Source organism: Pseudomonas urmiensis (genome assembly GCF_014268815.2).
Lineage (GTDB): Bacteria > Pseudomonadota > Gammaproteobacteria > Pseudomonadales > Pseudomonadaceae > Aquipseudomonas > Aquipseudomonas urmiensis.
The window spans coordinates 165,465-182,598 of the sequence record NZ_JABWRE020000002.1 but is presented as its reverse complement, the minus strand read 5'-3'; the positions used below and the strand labels follow the sequence as shown (position 1 = coordinate 182,598).

Genomic DNA, 17,134 nt, shown 5'->3' with positions numbered 1-17,134 from the left:
GCAGAACTGCCGACAGGTCGGCTCAATGCTGGCCCAGGATGCGGGCGACGGTGGCCACGTTATGGGCCAGGTGCAGCGGATTGATGGTGCCGACAATAGCACTGCTCACCCCTGGGTGGGCGAACAGCAGCTCAAAGCTGGCCTGCACCGGATCGACCCCGGGCGCCAGGCATACGTGACCGCTGGCCAGGGCCTTCTTCACCAGGATGGCCTTGCCGTGCTCGGCAGCGTAGTCCAGCACCGGGCGTTCGGCTTGCTCGTTGAGGTTGTAGGTGACCATCGCACAGTCGCCTTGCTCCAGCGCCTTGAGCCCGCCCGCAGCGGTCTTGCCGGAGAAGCCAAAGCCGAGGATCTTGCCTTCTTGCTTGAGGGCGGCGAGGGTTTGATAGACCTCTTGCTGCTCAAGGATCGCCAGGTCGTTGCCATCCGAATGCACCAGCACCAGTTCGATGTGGTCGGTCTCCAGGCGCTTGAGGCTGCGCTCAACGGAAAAACGCGTGTGCGCCGCGCTGAAATCGAAGCGCGACTGGCCGTCCTCGAACTCTTCGCCAACCTTGCTGACGATCACCCATTGATCACGCTGGCCGCGCAGCAGCGGGCCGAGGCGTTCTTCACTGCGACCATAGGCCGGGGCGGTGTCGATCAGGTTGATCCCCAGCTCCCGGGCCTGGGCCAGCAGCAGGCGCGCATCGTCGTCGCCAGGGATGGTGAAGCCGTTGGGGTATTTGACGCCCTGGTCGCGGCCGAGTTTGACCGTGCCCAGGCCCAGCGGGGAAACCTTGAGCCCGGTGCTACCCAAGGCGCGGTGCAGGTCATGCAGGGTTGGCAGGGTCATGGCAGCAGTTGCTCCCAGGCCGCAACGCCGAGCGCGGGGCGCGGCAGGTCGGCCAGATCAGGTTGGGCTGCCGGGCGGATGCCGTCACGCTCAAGGCTTGCCAGTACCCGGTCGGAGAAGTCCGGGGCCAAGGCCAGCTTGGTTGGCCAGCCAACCAGCAGGCGCTGTTGTTCGGCGAGGAAGGCGTTGTCCGGGCGGACCAGGCCCGATTGCGCAGGCTCGGCGCGATCGACGCGCAGGGTGGCCCAACGGACCTGGCTCTGGTCTACCCAGGGCAGCAGGTCGGCGACTTCTTTCTGTGCGGCGGCAATTTGTGCAGCCGGCTCGCGGGCCACACCATGGGCTTCGGCAAGATCGCCCCCGAGGTACCAGACCCACTGGCCATCTGCGGCCGGGTGGGTGGTCACGGTAATGCGTGGCTTTGGCCCGCCACCCAGGCAGTGGGCATACAGCGGCTTGAGGTTCGGCCCTTTGGCCAGGACCATGTGCAGTGGTCGGCGCTGCATGGCGGGTTGGCTCAAGCCCAGGGCGTGGAGCAGCTCTTCGGTACCGGCGCCGGCGCTGAGGACGATGCGCTGGGCGCGAATGTCGCGGCCGTCGACGCGCAGGCCGACCAGCTCGTCAGCGTCGTGCAGCGGTTCGATCCGCTCGCCGGCCAGCAGGCTGTCACCGGCCAGCTCGGCCAGGTTGGCCAGCAGGCTGGGCACGTCGATGACCAGTTCGGCCAGGCGATAGACCTTGCCCTTGAAGGCACGGTCTTGTAGGGCTGGCGGCAGTTGCTCGCCCTTGACCTGATCGACTCGGCCACGCATGGCCTTGCTGGCGAAGAAACTGGTGACATTGCCCAGCAGGCTGCCGGGCGACCACAGGTAGTGGGCGTCGGAGAGCAGGCGGACCTTATCCAGGTTCAGCTCACCGCTGCCGTTAAGCGCGTCGCGCCAGCGGCGCGGCATGTCGGCGATGGCTTCGGAAGCGCCGGTCAGGCTGCCGGTCAGGGCATATTTGATGCCGCCGTGAATGATGCCTTGCGATTTGATGGTCTGCTCGCCGCCGAGGCTGGCGCGTTCCACCAGCACGGTCGAGTAGCCCAGGCGCCGCAGGCGGGCATTGAGCCAGAGGCCTGCGACCCCGGCGCCGACGATCAACACGTCAGTGGAAATGGCAGATGGCATGCGGGCACCTCGAATACTGGGACAGTTGAGCAGTATACAGGGTGTTGCGATCGAGGCTGGCGTGAGGGCTTATCAGCGTGCGCTGGATCAGTGTCCAGCGGTCTTGCTGAACACCTGGATCACCACTACGCCACCGACGATCATGGCCATCCCAAGCATGGCCGGGACATCCAGTTTCTGCCCGTAGATCACCAGCGCGGCGATGCTGATCAGGACGATACCCAGGCCCGACCAGATGGCGTAGGCAATGCCCACCGGGATGCTGCGCACCACCAGGGTCAGCATCCAGAACGCGACGGCGTAGCCGCAGACCATCAGCAGCAGTGGCAGGGGAGTGCTCAGGCCCTTGACGGCTTTCATCGAAGCGGTGGCGATGACTTCGGCGCAGATGGCGATGGCCAGGTAGGTGTAGGCGTTCATGCGGTGATCCTCGGTTGCTAGGCAGGCATTTTAGGCGTTCCTGGGATGCGGTAAAGTCATTACCTATCATATAAGGAGATAGGTTGATGGCCGAGCAGTGGAACCTTGAACAGCTGCGTCTGTTCGTCCGGGTGGCTGAGCTGCGCTCGTTTTCTGCGGTTGCCCGCGAACAGCGTAAGGCGCAGTCCGCGGTGAGCAGCGCCATCGCTCTGCTGGAGGCCGACCTTGGCGTGACGCTGTTCGAGCGCAGCAGTGGGCGTCAGCCGCAATTGACCGAACGCGGCGCGGCCTTGCTCGAAGATACCCGCGAATTGCTGCGCCAGTGTGAGCGCCTGGAGGGGCGGGCGTTGGCATTGATGCGCGGCCAGGAGGCACTGCTGCGGGTGGCCCAGGATGAGGCAATGCCTTACCAGCCGGTAATCGACAGCCTGGATGAGCTGGCCAGCCGCTTTCCGTTCCTGGAGGTGCAGTTGGCCAGCGGCGCCCAGGGCGATGTGGCACGCAAGCTGGTCGAGCGCCACTCCGACCTGGGCCTGTTCTTTCACCACGAGCGCATTCCTGCCTCACTGGAGCGGCGCGCCCTGGGCAGCGTGGAAATGGTCACGGTGTGCGCCGTCGATCATCCGCTGGCCCGCGAGGGGCGGGTCAATCGTCAGCAGTTGGCCCGCCATCGGCAGCTGTTGATCACCCCGCAACAGAGTGGTTATCCCGGCGGCGAGGCGATCAGCCCGCAGATCTGGCGGGCCGACAGTTTCTATGCGATGGCCGAGCTGCTCATGCGTGGCCTGGGTTGGGCCTGGTTGCCGCGGCATGTGGTGCAGTACCCGACCTATCAGGCGCAGATGGTCGAGCTCGACAGTGAGTGGCGCCCGCCTGCGTTGGTGGTGGAGCTGGCCTGGCGTCGCGATCAGCCACTGGGGCCGGCAGCACAATGGCTTGCGGAACGTTTCGCCGTGCACCTGCGGGCAATTGGCTAGGGCTGTAGGAAAAGCGGCCGGGCAAGTGATTGTGTGGCGTTTTTTTACCGGACAGGCCTAAGCGCAGGCCTTTTCATACAGTTCCTAGTAAACTGCGCCGCCATGAACAGAACCCTCTATACCTTGCTGTTTCACCTGGGCCTGCCGCTGGTTGCGCTGCGCCTGTTCCTGCGGGCGCGCAAGGCGCCCGCGTATGGCCAACGCATCGGCGAGCGCTTCGCCCTGGGTCTGCCGGCCATGCAGCAGGGTGGCATCTGGGTGCATGCGGTTTCGGTCGGTGAAAGCATCGCTGCCGCGCCAATGGTGCGGGCCTTGCTCAAGGCCTATCCAGACCTGCCCATTACCTTGACCTGCATGACCCCGACCGGCTCGGAACGGATTCGCGCGATGTTCGCCGATGAGCCGCGCGTCCAGCACTGCTACTTGCCCTACGACTTGCCGTGGGCTGCAGGGCGCTTTCTTGATCATGTGCGGCCGCGGCTGGGCATCATCATGGAAACCGAGTTGTGGCCGAACCACATTCATCAGTGCGCCAAGCGCGGCATCCCGGTGGCCTTGGCCAACGCCCGGTTGTCTGAGCGTTCGGCCCGTGGTTATGGGCGCTTCGCCGGCCTGACCCGGCCCATGCTGGCCGAAATGAACCTGATTGCGGTGCAGACCGAGGTCGAAGCCGAGCGCTTTCGCAGCCTGGGCGCGCGGCCCGAATGCGTGCAGGTGACCGGCTCGATCAAGTTCGACCTCAAGCTCGACGCGCAGCTGTTGCCGCGCGCCCGGCAATTGCGTGAGCAGTGGCAGGCCGAGCAGCGTCCGGTATGGATCGCCGCCAGTACCCATGAGGGCGAGGATGCCCTGGTGCTCGAGGCCCATCGGCAGTTGCTGGAAGTGCACGGCGATGCGCTGTTGATCCTGGTGCCGCGCCACCCTGAGCGGTTCAACGCGGTGCATGAGCTGTGTCGTGAGCAGTTCGCCACGGTGCGGCGTTCGAGCGGCGATGCAGTCGATGGCCAGACGCGGGTGCTACTGGGCGACACCATGGGTGAGTTGCTGTTCTTGTATGCGCTGGCCGATATCGCCTTCGTTGGCGGCAGCCTGGTGGCCACTGGCGGGCATAACCCGCTGGAGCCGGCGGCGCTGGCGCTGCCGGTGATCATGGGGCCGCACGTGTTCAACTTCCTGGAGATCAGCGCGATGCTGCGCGATGCCGGGGCCTTGCAGGCGGTGGACGATGCCGAGGGGCTGGCTGCAGCTGTGCGCCGGCTGGTTGAGTTGCCGCAGGATGCGCGGCGCATGGGCGAGGCGGGGCGGGCGGTGATGCAGGCCAATCAAGGCGCGTTGCAGCGGTTGCTAGATGGGCTGGGCGCGCTGATTCGCTGAACGAGGCGGTCCTCTCGGGCCTCATCGCGGGGGGAGCCCGCGCCCACGTTGTGTTGCACGTTCATGAGGGTGCGTCGACAGCGTGGGAGCGGGCTTGCCCCGCGACGAGGCCGGTCTAGCCTGGCCTTCAGGGCCTGCGTTCGAAATTCTTCGCCGCTGCCGCCGCCAGGTCCGGCGGCAGGAAATCCCGGTCCGGATTGTAATCGGCCTTCAGGTAGCGCCCCAGATCCTGCAGATCTTGCGGGCTCAAGGTCCCGGCCGCCTGCTTCAGGCGCAGGTTGTCGAGGATGTAGTCATAGCGGCTGTTGTTGTAGTCGCGCACCGAGGTGTACAGCTGACGCTGCGCATCGAGCACATCGACGATGTTGCGCGTACCTACCTGATAGCCAATTTCGGTCGCTTCCAACGCACTCTGGTTGGAAATGATCGACTGCTTGCGCGCCTGTACCTGCTCGACATCGGTGTTCACTGCTCGGTGCAGGTTACGGGTGTTCTCCACCACCTGGCGGCGCAGGCTTTCGCGCTGTTGCTCGCTCTGGCTCAGGCGCTGATAGGCCTCGCGCACTTGCGAGCTGGTCAAGCCGCCGCTGTAGATCGGGATATTCAACTGCAAGCCAATGCTGGTCTGCTCGACATCGCCGCCATAACGCACCCCGGCTTGCGGCGCGGGGTTGGTGAAGCCAAGGCTGTCGTTGTCACCTTTCTGATAGCGGGCCACCGCATCCACGGTTGGCGCGTGGCCGGCCTTGCGCTGGCGCAGGGTTTCTTCGGCGGCGGTGACGGCGTGGTTGGTCGCCAGCAGGTTGAGGTTCTGCCGGGCTGCCGTTTCGACCCAGGCCTTGGCGTCGTTGGGGGTCGGCACCTGGATTGGCAGGCTGTGAACCACCCCTTGCAGCGAGCCATATTCGCGGTTGGTCAAGGTCACCAGGGCTTCGAAGGCGTCCTGCACCTGGCGCTCGGCGATGATCCGATTGGCCCTTGCAGTGTCGTAGCTGGCCTGCGATTGCAGCACGTCGGTCTTGTCGGAAAGGCCGACGTCGAAGCGTTCATTGGATTGGTCCAGCTGGCGCTTGAAGGCCGCTTCCTCGGCCTTGGTCGAGGCCAGGTTGTCCTGGGCGCGTAGCACGGCAAAGTAGTTTTCCGCGGTTTGCAGGATCAGGTTCTGCTCGGTGGCCGAGAGTTCCAGCGCGGCCTGCTCGTTGACCGCTTCGGCCGCCTGCAACTGGAACCAGCGGTCGGCGCGGAAGATCGGCTGCGACAGGGTCGCACTCCACGAGTTGCCACTGCGATTGGAGGTGATCGAGGGCTCGTCGAGCTTGGTCCGGGTATTCATCATCTCGGCGCCGGCCGAGAGATTCGGCAGCAGGCCTGCCCGGGCTTGCGGCACCACCTCGCGGCGGGCGCCGTAGTCGGCACGGGCGGCGGCGAGGTCGGCGTTGTTGCTGGCGGCCTCCTGATAGACGCTGACCAGGTCGGTCTTGATCGTCATGGGCACATCCGCTGCCCATACCGCTCCGTTGGACGCACAAGACACGGCAATCGCCAGTGAAAGTTTGCGCAGCATAGGGCAATCCTTGTACGAGTTTGAATTACTGAACTGTTGAGTTTCGAGCGATGGGCCAGTGTAGTGCCGCGCGCCGCCGGCAACAATCGGTCAGTTGCGCCTTTCATCATCCGTGTCACAAGCACTCTTGGCTTGAGCTGCCACTCCAGTCTAGACTGCGCATGTTCTTGTCGGGGTGCCTTGAAGCAAAGGCTGAGATCGCATAGGTGCGGATCCCGTTGAACCTGATCAGGTTAACGCCTGCGTAGGGAACAAGATTTCTCGCTTTCCCGGCGAGTCTCTTGTGCCAGGTCCGGGATTTGTCGAGCAGCTCACACGCTCAATGGCACTCCAGGTATCCGGCACTGCACCCCTCTAGGGCTGCGTCCGCGTCATTCAGGTTCTCCCCGACATTCCGCCGCTAGGAAGCCGTCTGGAGCCTGTGATGAGCAAACAAGAAAAAACGATCAACCTCAGCGAATCGGCGCAAGTCGATCAGCAGTCCGTGCAACCCTTCACCCGTTCCCGCAAGGTCTATGTCCAAGGCTCGCGCCCCGACATTCGCGTACCCATGCGTGAAATCAGCCTGGATGACACCCCCACCGATTTCGGCGGCGAAAGCAACGCGCCGGTGCTGGTGTATGACACCTCTGGCCCGTACACCGACCCTGAGGTCATCATCGATGTGCGCAAGGGCCTGGGCGATGTGCGCTCGGCCTGGATCGACGACCGCGGTGACACCGAGCGCCTCGAAGGCCTGAGCTCGAACTTCGGCCAGCAGCGCCTGAACGACGCCGAGCTGACCAAACTGCGCTTTGCCCACGTGCGCAATCCGCGCCGGGCCAAGGCCGGCGCCAACGTCACGCAGATGCACTACGCGCGCCAGGGCATCATCACCGCCGAGATGGAATACGTCGCCCTCCGCGAGAACATGAAACTGCAAGAGGCCCGCGCCGCCGGCCTGCTCAGCCAGCAGCATGCCGGCCACAGCTTCGGGGCCAGCATCCCGAAAGAAATCACCCCTGAGTTCGTCCGTGAAGAAATCGCCCGTGGCCGCGCGATCATTCCGGCCAACATCAACCACACCGAGCTCGAGCCGATGATCATCGGCCGTAACTTCCTGGTGAAGATCAACGGCAACATCGGCAACAGCGCCCTGGGTTCTTCGATCGAGGAAGAAGTCGCCAAGCTGACCTGGGGCATCCGTTGGGGTTCGGACACGGTGATGGACCTGTCCACCGGCAAGCACATTCACGAAACCCGCGAGTGGATCATCCGTAACTCGCCGGTGCCGATCGGTACCGTGCCGATCTACCAGGCCCTGGAAAAAGTCGGCGGGGTGGCCGAGGACCTGACCTGGGAGCTGTTCCGCGACACCCTGATCGAACAGGCCGAGCAGGGCGTGGACTACTTCACCATTCACGCCGGCGTGCTGCTGCGCTACGTGCCGCTGACTGCCAAGCGGGTGACCGGCATCGTCAGCCGCGGCGGCTCGATCATGGCCAAGTGGTGCCTGGCGCATCACCAGGAAAACTTCCTCTATACCCATTTCGATGAAATCTGCCAGATCATGAAGGCCTACGACGTCAGCTTCTCGCTGGGTGATGGCCTGCGTCCGGGTTCGATCGCCGATGCCAACGACGAGGCCCAATTCGGTGAGCTGGAGACGCTCGGCGAGTTGACCAAGATCGCCTGGAAGCACGACGTGCAGTGCATGATCGAAGGCCCAGGGCATGTGCCGATGCAACTGATCAAGGAAAACATGGACAAGCAGCTGGAGTGCTGCGATGAGGCGCCGTTCTATACCCTCGGCCCCCTGACCACCGACATTGCGCCGGGCTACGACCACATCACCTCCGGTATCGGTGCGGCGATGATCGGCTGGTTCGGTTGCGCCATGCTTTGCTACGTGACGCCCAAGGAACACCTGGGCTTGCCGAACAAGGATGACGTCAAGACCGGCATCATCACCTACAAGATCGCCGCGCATGCCGCCGACCTTGCCAAGGGCCATCCGGGCGCACAGATTCGCGACAACGCCTTGTCCAAGGCGCGGTTCGAGTTCCGCTGGGAAGACCAGTTCAACCTTGGCCTGGACCCAGACACCGCGCGCGCGTTCCACGACGAGACCCTGCCCAAGGAATCGGCCAAGGTCGCGCACTTCTGCTCGATGTGCGGGCCGAAGTTCTGCTCCATGAAGATCACCCAGGAAGTGCGCGAGTACGCTGCCAACCAGCGGATCGATGCCGTGGATGTGTCGGTTGAGCAGGGCATGCGCGAGCAGTCCGAGCGGTTCCGCCAGGCAGGTAGCCAGCTGTACCAGAAAGTCTAGAGGCTTTCAGGGCTCGATCAATCGTGGGGGCGGGCTTGCCTCGCGATAGCGTCAGCGCAGGCAACCAGGTTGCACCTGCTGATGCTATCGCGGGGCAAGTCCGCCCCCACGTTCCCCCACTCCAACCTTTGCGGCGAGTCAACGCATGAGCACCCCCAGCCACTTTTCCCCCGATCACCCGATCCCCGCCAGCCAACGCCTGTTCGGCGCTCGCGACCTGTTCGTCCTGTGGTTCTCCCTCGGCACCGGCTTGATGGTGCTGCAAGTCGGCGCCATGCTCGCCCCCGGCCTGGGCCTGGCTGGCGCGGTCCTGGCCATCGTCCTTGGCACGGCGGTAGGCGTGCTGCTGCTGGCGGCCGCCGGGGTGATCGGCAGCGACACCGGCCTGTCGGCGATGGGCACCCTGCGCTTGACGTTGGGTGGACATGGCGCGCGCTTGCCGGCAGTGCTCAACCTGCTGCAACTGATCGGCTGGGGCTCGTTCGAGATCATCGTCATGCGCGACGCCGCCAGCCTGCTTTCGGCACGCGCCTTCGGTGAAGGCAGCGCCTGGACCAGCCCGTTGCTGTGGACCCTGTGCTTCGGCGCCCTGGCCACATTGTTGGCGATCTGCGGACCGCTGACGTTCGTGCGCAAGATCCTGCGCAAGTGGGGCATCTGGCTGTTGCTCGGCGCCTGCCTGTGGCTGACCTGGAACCTGTTCGCCAAGGCCGATCTGGCCCAGATCTGGAACCGTGCCGGCGATGGCTCGATGTCGCTGGCAGTGGGTTTTGACATCGTGATCGCCATGCCGCTGTCGTGGTTGCCGCTGATTGCCGACTACTCGCGCTTCGCCCAGCGCGCCAGCCGGGTGTTCGCCGGCACCGCGCTGGGTTATTTGCTGGGTAACGCCTGGTTGATGAGCCTGGGCGTGGCCTACACCTTGGCGTTCGCCCCAAGTGGCGAAGCCAATGCGTTGTTGCTGGCACTGGCCGGTGCCGGTCTTGGTATCCCGCTGCTGCTGATTCTGCTCGACGAAACCGAAAACGCCTTCGCCGATATCCATTCCGGCGCGGTCTCGAGCGGGTTGCTGGTGCGCCTGAAGGTCGAGCACCTGGCATTGGCCATTGGTGTGCTGTGCACGCTGATCGCCTACCTGGCGCCACTGGCCCAGTACGAGAACTTCCTGCTGCTGATCGGCTCGGTGTTCGCGCCGCTGTTCGGCGTGGTGCTGATGGATCACTTCGTGATTCGCCGTCGGCAGATGCCGCTGCGGGTCGACGGTCTGCACTGGCAGGCGCTGCTGGCCTGGGTGGCGGGAGTGGCGGCCTATCACGTAATGGCCAGCCAGGCGCCAGAGGTGGGCGCGACCCTGCCAGCAGTGCTGTTGGCAGGGGTGCTATACGGGCTGCTAAACCTTAGCCGCGCCCGGGAAACAGCTCAGGCTTGAGCACGCCGTTCAGGCGTGGGTAAGGGATTTTCAGCTCGATGTGGCCCATGGAATAGGGCGCGATGGCATAGACCTCGTACTTCACCACGACCGCACCATAGGTCAGGGCGATGTGCGGGGACTTCTTGAACGGCCAGGTCTTGACGAATTCCGGGTCCTTGTCCATGCCGGTGCTGATCATCCAGGCACGGTGCGACTCTTCGACGGTTTTCCAGAACGTCTCTTCCTGGCCCGGCACCAGCATGTCTTGCAGGGTCAGGACTTTGTCCTGCTTGCGCGAATAGTTGATGAAACCGCGCCCAGGCATGCCATGGGCACCACCACTGTCCAGATAACTGGACAGCTCGATGATCACCAGCCCGTCATGCTGCTCGCGTACCTTGGCTTGCAAGTAGCTGCTGTTGCGCTTGTCGGCGCTGGCCAGGTATTGATCTTCATAGGCCTTGAGCGAGGTCGGCGCGCTGCTGCGCTGGTTGTCCTCGGTCAGTTGCAGCAGGCGGCGCTCGACGATGGCGTCGAGCTTGGGCAGGTCGGGGAAGTGAATGGTGTCGATGTTCACCAGCGGGCAGTCGCTTTCGCTGCAGCCCGGCTTGACGTGCTCCCAGGCGTCGCGCTTGACCTCGAGCGGGGCCCGATAGTTGGGCGTGAACAGGCTCTGGCAGGCGCTCAGCGCCACAGCCAGCACAGCCACGGAAGTCAGTTTGACAAGCGTCATGATGATCCTTGTAGAACAGCAATAGTCGGCCTTGGACCGTCGGCAAAGCCTTCGGTTCGCCACTAAGCTATCAGAGAGATTACTGCCTGTCCCGAACGCATGAACGGTCGCTTGAAAGGGATGAAACCCAGCCGGACGCAGAGTAGGATGGCGCGATGCGGTACACGAGGTCATGAGGATTCCAATGACAGATACGTCAAATTCGCTGCCCCAGGCGGTCGAGATCGTCAAGCGCGAGAACTGCTTCCAAGGCTTTTACCGGCTCGACAAGGTCCACCTGCGCCACGAGCTGTTCGCCGGTGGCATGGGACGCGAGATCAGCCGCGAGCTGTTCGTGCGCCATGATGCGGTCTGCGTGCTGCCCTACGATCCGCAGCACGATGAAGTGGTGCTGATCGAACAATTTCGTGCGGGCGCCATGGGCAAAGTCGCCAACCCTTGGCTGATCGAAATGGTCGCCGGGCTGATCGACAAGGATGAACAGCCGGAAGAGGTCGCCCACCGCGAGGCCGAAGAAGAAGCCGGGTTGACCTTCTCTGCCCTGTGGCCAATGACCAAGTACTTCCCCTCGCCCGGTGGCAGCGATGAGTACGTTCACCTGTTCCTGGGGCGCTGCGTCAGCGAGGGCGCGGGTGGCTTGCATGGGTTGGAAGAAGAGGGCGAGGATATCCGGGTAACGGTCTGGTCGTTCGAAGATGCCTTGCAGGCGGTGCGCGATGGCCGCATCTGTAACGCCGCAGCGATCATCGGCCTGCAATGGCTGGCGCTCAATCGTGACGAAGTACGAGGTATGTGGAAGTGAATCTGTTGCGCGAGCGTTATCGGGTCGATCTGGTCGGGCTGCAATCAGCCTGCGAGGCCAACTATGCCCGGCTGATGCGCTTGCTGCCCGATATGCGCAGCACGCAGAGCTCGCGCCGTATTGGCATGACCCAGGGCGACCAGATGCTTGGCGTGCTGGTGCTCGAAGTGGTGCTGACCTGTCCCTATACCACTACCCTGCGCGTGCGCCAGGAACACAGCCTGCCGTGGCTGCCAGTGCCGCAGCTGGAAGTGCAGGTCTACCACGATGCGCGCATGGCCGAGGTGGTCAGTGCCGAGCACGCGCGGCGTTTGCGCAGCATTTATCCGTACCCCAATACCGGCATGCACCAGCCGGACGAAAAGGCCCAGCTCAACCTGTTCCTCGGTGAATGGTTGAGTCACTGCCTGGCCTGCGGCCACGAGCTGGCAGTCGTACGCTGAAAATGTGAGCTGGGTCGGTTTCGAGTGTTTGCGCGAAACCCTGCACAGGCGATAATCGCGCTGAATCCGCTCGAGGAGACGGCCCGTTGCCGCAGCCCAACCATCCCCCCGCGCCCATCCATGTGGTGCAACTGACCGACGCTCACCTGTTCGCTGACCCGGCGGGCACCTTGCTGGGCCTCAATACGCGCGACAGCCTGAGTCATGTGATCGCCCAGGTGCGCCGGGAGCAGCCGCGTATCGACCTGCTGCTGTGTACGGGCGACCTGTCCCAGGATGGCAGCGTGGCGTCCTATGAGGCGTTCCGCGAACTGACCGCGGTGCTCGACGTGCCGACCCGCTGGTTGCCGGGTAACCACGACGAGGCGCGGGTAATGGCCGAAGTGGCGCCGGCTCTGGTGCGGGCGGTGACCGACATCGGCGCCTGGCGCATCGTCATGCTCGACTCGGCGGTGGCCGGGGCCACCCATGGCTTGCTCGAGCCTGCGCAACTGGCAGCGCTCGATGCCGCATTGGCGGGCGCGGGCGATCGGCATTGCCTGGTGTGCTGCCACCACCAGCCGGTGGACATCGGCTGCGCCTGGATCGCACCGATCGGCCTGCGCAACGCCGATGAGTTGTTCGCCCGCCTGCGCCAGCCTCGAGTGAAGGCCTTGCTCTGGGGGCATATCCATCAGCAATGGGATGAGCAGCGCGACGGCTTGCGCCTGCTGGCCACGCCGTCCACCTGCATCCAGTTCGCGCCGGGTAGCGAGGACTTCAAGGTCAGCGAAGAGCAGCCGGGGTATCGCTGGTTGCGCCTGCACGCCGACGGGCGGCTGGAGACGGGCGTGGAGCGGGCGCGGGATTTCGTCGTGACCCTGGATTTCGACAGCCCTGGCTACTGAACACCGCCGCACATTTGTAGGAGCGGGTGGCGCCCCATTTGAAGAATTTGTTGCGAAAATCCCGATGCTGCGCCAACGCCCGGCGAACGCGCTACACTGCGCGTCCTGCTCCCACACTGACGGGTGCATCGCAATCGCCACGGGGGCAGCATGTCGGGTTCTATCCTTTATATCCACGGTTTCAACAGCTCGCCGCTGTCGACCAAGGCGCGCCAGCTTGAGGCAGTGATGCAGCAGCTGGGCCTGGCCGAGCAACTGCGAGTGCCCGCGCTGCACCATCACCCGCGCCAGGCGATCGCTCAACTGCAAGCCGCTATCGCCGAGCTCGGCGCGCCCTTGCTGGTCGGCAGTTCGCTCGGCGGCTACTATGCCACCCATCTGGCCGAGCAGCATGGCCTCAAGGCCCTGCTGATCAACCCGGCGGTCGCCCCGCACCGGCTGTTCGACGGCTACCTGGGCACCCAGCGCAACCTGTACACCGATGAGGCCTGGGAACTGACCCTGGACCACGTGCAGGCGCTGGCCGAGCTGGAAGTGCCGGCGCCAACTGACGCCGAGCGCTATCAAGTGTGGTTGCAGACGGCCGATGAAACCCTGGACTATCGCCAGGCCGAGCGTTATTACCGGGCCTGCGCCTTGCGTATCGAAGCCGGCGGCGATCACAGCTTCCAGGGCTTCAGCCAGCGCCTGCCGGCCTTGCTGGCCTTCGCCGGTATTGCTCGCGGGCAGTACGCGGCGCTCGATTTTTCTGTATTTTGATTTTTTCGCATTCACCAGACTGACGACGAGAACCCATGGCCAATCCCAGCGCTAGCGCCTATAACGCAGACGCCATCGAAGTCCTCTCCGGCCTCGACCCGGTTCGCAAGCGGCCGGGCATGTACACCGACACCAGCCGGCCGAACCACTTGGCCCAGGAAGTCATCGACAACAGTGTCGACGAAGCCCTGGCCGGGCACGCCCGCTCGATCCAGGTGATCCTGCACGCCGACCACTCGCTGGAAGTCAGCGACGACGGTCGCGGCATGCCGGTGGACATTCACCCCGAAGAGGGCGTCTCTGGCGTCGAATTGATTCTCACCAAACTGCACGCCGGCGGTAAGTTCTCCAACAAGAACTACCAGTTCTCCGGCGGCCTGCACGGTGTCGGTATTTCGGTGGTCAACGCCTTGTCGACCGAGGTCCGCGTGCGGGTCAAGCGCGACGGCAACGAGTACCAGATGACCTTCGCCGATGGCTTCAAGGCCACGGAACTGCAAGTGGTTGGCAGCGTCGGCAAACGTAACACCGGCACCAGCGTCTATTTCAGCCCTGACCCCAAGTACTTCGACTCGCCGAAGTTCTCCATCAGCCGCCTCAAGCATGTGCTCAAGGCCAAGGCCGTGCTTTGCCCGGGCCTGTCGATCAGCTTCGAGGACAAGGCCAGCGGCGAGAAAGTCGAATGGCACTATGAAGACGGCCTGCGCTCCTACCTGGTCGATTCGGTCAGCGAGTTCCAGCGCCTGCCCGACGAGCCGTTCTGCGGCAGCCTGGCCGGCAACAAGGAAGCCGTCGACTGGGCCTTGCTGTGGCTGCCAGAAGGCGGCGACAGCGTTCAGGAAAGCTACGTCAACCTGATCCCCACTGCCCAGGGCGGTACTCACGTCAACGGCCTGCGCCAAGGCCTGCTCGATGCCATGCGTGAGTTCTGCGAATTTCGCAACCTGCTGCCGCGTGGGGTCAAGCTGGCTCCAGAAGATGTCTGGGAACGCATCAGCTTCGTGCTGTCGATGAAGATGCAGGAGGCGCAGTTCTCCGGCCAGACCAAAGAACGCCTGTCCTCGCGCGAGGCGGCTGCGTTCGTCTCCGGCGTGGTCAAGGACGCCTTCAGCCTGTGGCTCAATGCCCACCCAGAGCTGGGCATGCAATTGGCCGAACTGGCCATCAGCAACGCCGGCCGGCGCCTCAAGGCGAGCAAGAAGGTCGAGCGCAAGCGCATCACTCAAGGCCCGGCCCTGCCCGGCAAGCTGGCCGACTGCGCCGGGCAAGACCCGATGCGCTCCGAACTGTTCCTGGTCGAGGGTGACTCGGCCGGTGGCTCGGCCAAGCAGGCGCGGGATAAAGAGTTCCAGGCGATCCTGCCGCTGCGCGGCAAGATCCTCAACACCTGGGAAGTCGATGGCGGTGAAGTCCTGGCCAGCCAGGAAGTGCATAACATTGCCGTGGCCATTGGCGTCGATCCAGGTGCCACCGACCTGACCCAGCTGCGCTACGGCAAGATCTGCATTCTTGCCGACGCCGACTCCGACGGCCTGCACATCGCGACCCTGCTGTGCGCGCTGTTCGTCCAGCACTTCCGCCCGCTGGTCGAGGCCGGGCATGTCTACGTCGCGATGCCGCCGCTGTACCGCATCGACCTGGGCAAAGAGATCTACTACGCCCTCGACGAACCTGAGCGTGACGGCATCCTCGACCGCCTGGTGGCCGAGAAGAAGCGCGGCAAGCCACAGGTCACCCGCTTCAAAGGCCTGGGTGAGATGAACCCGCCGCAGCTGCGCGAGACCACCATGGACCCGAACACCCGCCGCCTGGTCCAGTTGACCCTGGATGACGTCGAAGCCACGTGCGAGCTGATGGACAAGCTACTGGCGAAAAAACGTGCAGGTGATCGCAAGAGCTGGCTGGAAACCAAAGGTAACCTGGCTGAGGTCATGGTTTGATCCGTCTGCTCCTGACAGCGGTGCTGGCGCTGGTTGCGCTTCCAAGCTTCGCGGGCAACTGGCCAGAGCTGAAATTGACTGCCGAGCATCCGATCGACGGCATGCGCGGCGGCAACTTGTCTGGCCTGGCCTGGTGCCGCGGCGCGCTGTGGGGCGTCTCGGATCGCGACGACGACCGCATTTATCGCATGGACCGGCACAACGGCGTCTGGCGTGCCCAGGCGCTGACCTTCACGCCGCCGCCAGTGCCGGAAAGTGGCTTGCCCTGGGGCTTGAAATCGCGCAACTGGGCGGTTTCCTACATTCGTGGCGGCGAGCTCGATTACGAGGGCATCACCTGCGATCAGGCGGGCAACTTCTATCTGGTCAGCGAAGCCCACGCGGCGGTGCTGCAAGTGCCGGTCGAGGGCGAACCTGACTGGTTGAAGATCGACCCGGCCATGGTCCGCCAGGCGCGGGCCAGCGGCATGCTGCTGCACTTCAATGCGCTGTTCGAGGGCCTGGCGATCAATCCGGCGGGCGACCGACTGTGGCTGGCTGCCGAGCGCGAGCGGCGTGGTCTGGTGGCGATCCAACGCCAGCAGTCGGTGTGGACCTGCGGGCGCAGTTGCGTGCTGCTCAGCGAGGCCGGGGTTGAAATGCAGCCGCCGCAGATGCCCAATCCCCGGGCGCTGTCACGTGACTTCGCCGATCTCGCCTGGTACGACGGCAAGCTGTTTACCCTGGAGCGTAACGCCTTCCGCGTCTGTCGCCGGGATGCCGATACGGGCAAGGTCGAGCGTTGTTGGTCGTTCGCGGTCGAGGCGCTGGAAGATTCGCGCCGCTACGATCAACCGTTCGGTCTCGCCGAAGCCCTGGTGATCGATGCCAAGGGCGCCTGGATCGGCTTGGACAACAACAACGGCGACCGCGCCGATGGTGAAACTCGCCCGATCGTCTGGCGCTTCGCGGCGCCTGAAGGCGGCTGGAGCGCCAAGCCATGAGCCAGCCGGCCGGCAAGCGCGCAGGCAAGGTGCTGATGGTGGTCGCCTGGGCGGCGGCCATGTTCCTGGCAACGCGCTTTTTCGGCCAGTGGGAAGACCACCAGCAAAACCCCAATGCCCAGCCGCAGTCCGAGCACGGCGAAGGTTTTATCGAAGTACGGCTGTTGAGCAACGGCCAGGGCCATTTCGTCGCCGATGGCGCGATCAACGGCAAGGGTGTGCGGTTCATGCTCGATACCGGCGCCACCGATGTGGCGATTCCCGAGTCGTTGGCCAAGGACTTGCAACTACAGCGCGGCGCGCCAGTGATCCTCAGTACCGCCAACGGCCGCACCGAAGGCTATCGGACCCGGCTGGACAGCCTGCAACTGGGCGATATCCGCCTGCAGGGCGTGCGCGCCCTGGTGGTCCCAGGCCTGGACGGCGAGACCGTGCTGCTGGGCATGAGCGCCCTCAAACAACTTGAATTTACCCAGCGCGGCGGCAGCATGCTGTTGCGCCAGAACCTGAAATGACGAGGCCC

16 protein-coding genes and 1 riboswitch are annotated in these 17,134 nt (G+C 64.2%); of the genes, 11 read left to right on the top strand and 5 right to left on the bottom strand.

Annotated elements, in window-relative coordinates; genetic code table 11:
• Positions 1-22: 22 nt before the first annotated feature.
• The 3 genes from HU737_RS25985 to HU737_RS25975 all read right to left on the bottom strand — a co-directional run bounded on the left by HU737_RS25985 (position 23) and on the right by HU737_RS25975 (position 2,427).
• Positions 23-835, bottom strand: a complete 813-nt coding sequence (locus HU737_RS25985; protein WP_186555635.1) for an aldo/keto reductase — start codon at positions 833-835, stop codon at positions 23-25.
• Entirely contained in the window at positions 832-2,007 is a 1,176-nt protein-coding gene (locus tag HU737_RS25980) for an NAD(P)/FAD-dependent oxidoreductase (RefSeq protein WP_186555634.1), read from the bottom strand. Before HU737_RS25980 ends, HU737_RS25985 begins: the two co-directional genes overlap by 4 nt.
• An 87-nt stretch (positions 2,008-2,094) precedes the next feature.
• A complete protein-coding gene (locus tag HU737_RS25975; protein WP_010221561.1) occupies positions 2,095-2,427 on the bottom strand; it encodes a DMT family transporter in 333 nt (110 codons plus the stop codon).
• A gap of 86 nt (positions 2,428-2,513) precedes the next feature.
• Between HU737_RS25975 and HU737_RS25970 the strand changes: the two genes are divergently transcribed.
• Complete coding sequence (locus tag HU737_RS25970) at positions 2,514-3,404, top strand: LysR family transcriptional regulator (protein ID WP_186555633.1); 891 nt, start codon at positions 2,514-2,516, stop codon at positions 3,402-3,404.
• Between the two features lie 102 nt (positions 3,405-3,506).
• Entirely contained in the window at positions 3,507-4,778 is a 1,272-nt protein-coding gene (waaA, locus tag HU737_RS25965) for a lipid IV(A) 3-deoxy-D-manno-octulosonic acid transferase (protein ID WP_186555632.1), read from the top strand.
• 127 nt (positions 4,779-4,905) lie between these two features.
• Here waaA and HU737_RS25960 read toward each other — a convergent pair whose 3' ends face one another.
• A complete protein-coding gene (locus HU737_RS25960; protein WP_186555631.1) occupies positions 4,906-6,342 on the bottom strand; it encodes a TolC family outer membrane protein in 1,437 nt (478 codons plus the stop codon).
• A gap of 161 nt (positions 6,343-6,503) precedes the next feature.
• Positions 6,504-6,610, top strand: a riboswitch (TPP riboswitch).
• A 156-nt stretch (positions 6,611-6,766) separates the two neighbouring features.
• On the opposite strand from HU737_RS25960, the gene thiC reads away from it, so the two are divergent.
• A complete protein-coding gene (gene thiC, locus HU737_RS25955) occupies positions 6,767-8,653 on the top strand; it encodes a phosphomethylpyrimidine synthase ThiC (RefSeq protein ID WP_186555630.1) in 1,887 nt (628 codons plus the stop codon).
• Positions 8,654-8,798: 145 nt separating this feature from the next.
• Positions 8,799-10,082, top strand: a complete 1,284-nt coding sequence (cytX, locus tag HU737_RS25950) for a putative hydroxymethylpyrimidine transporter CytX (RefSeq protein WP_186555629.1) — start codon at positions 8,799-8,801, stop codon at positions 10,080-10,082.
• On the opposite strand, the gene HU737_RS25945 is transcribed toward cytX, so the two are convergent.
• Entirely contained in the window at positions 10,051-10,797 is a 747-nt protein-coding gene (locus HU737_RS25945; RefSeq protein WP_186555628.1) for an RsiV family protein, read from the bottom strand. The genes cytX and HU737_RS25945 overlap by 32 nt on opposite strands.
• A gap of 184 nt (positions 10,798-10,981) precedes the next feature.
• On the opposite strand from HU737_RS25945, the gene HU737_RS25940 reads away from it, so the two are divergent.
• The 7 genes from HU737_RS25940 (at position 10,982) to HU737_RS25910 (ending at position 17,126) form a co-directional block, all read left to right on the top strand.
• Positions 10,982-11,599: an NUDIX domain-containing protein gene (locus HU737_RS25940; RefSeq protein ID WP_186555627.1), complete on the top strand. Its 618-nt coding sequence runs from the start codon at positions 10,982-10,984 to the stop codon at positions 11,597-11,599.
• Positions 11,590-12,042: a DUF1249 domain-containing protein gene (locus HU737_RS25935; RefSeq protein ID WP_186555626.1), complete on the top strand. Its 453-nt coding sequence runs from the start codon at positions 11,590-11,592 to the stop codon at positions 12,040-12,042. The genes HU737_RS25940 and HU737_RS25935 overlap by 10 nt, the downstream gene beginning before the upstream one ends.
• An 86-nt stretch (positions 12,043-12,128) precedes the next feature.
• Complete coding sequence (gene cpdA, locus HU737_RS25930) at positions 12,129-12,929, top strand: 3',5'-cyclic-AMP phosphodiesterase (protein ID WP_186555625.1); 801 nt, start codon at positions 12,129-12,131, stop codon at positions 12,927-12,929.
• A 150-nt stretch (positions 12,930-13,079) separates the two neighbouring features.
• The gene (locus tag HU737_RS25925) at positions 13,080-13,688 is read left to right on the top strand and encodes a YqiA/YcfP family alpha/beta fold hydrolase (RefSeq protein WP_186555624.1); all 609 of its coding nucleotides are present in this window, start codon (positions 13,080-13,082) and stop codon (positions 13,686-13,688) included.
• Positions 13,689-13,723: 35 nt separating this feature from the next.
• Entirely contained in the window at positions 13,724-15,628 is a 1,905-nt protein-coding gene (parE, locus tag HU737_RS25920) for a DNA topoisomerase IV subunit B (protein WP_186555623.1), read from the top strand.
• Positions 15,625-16,611: an esterase-like activity of phytase family protein gene (locus HU737_RS25915; protein WP_186555622.1), complete on the top strand. Its 987-nt coding sequence runs from the start codon at positions 15,625-15,627 to the stop codon at positions 16,609-16,611. The genes parE and HU737_RS25915 overlap by 4 nt, the downstream gene beginning before the upstream one ends.
• Positions 16,608-17,126 carry a retropepsin-like aspartic protease family protein gene (locus HU737_RS25910; RefSeq protein WP_186555621.1) on the top strand — a complete coding sequence of 173 codons (519 nt, stop codon included), beginning with the start codon at positions 16,608-16,610 and terminating at the stop codon, positions 17,124-17,126. Before HU737_RS25915 ends, HU737_RS25910 begins: the two co-directional genes overlap by 4 nt.
• Positions 17,127-17,134 lie beyond the last annotated feature (8 nt).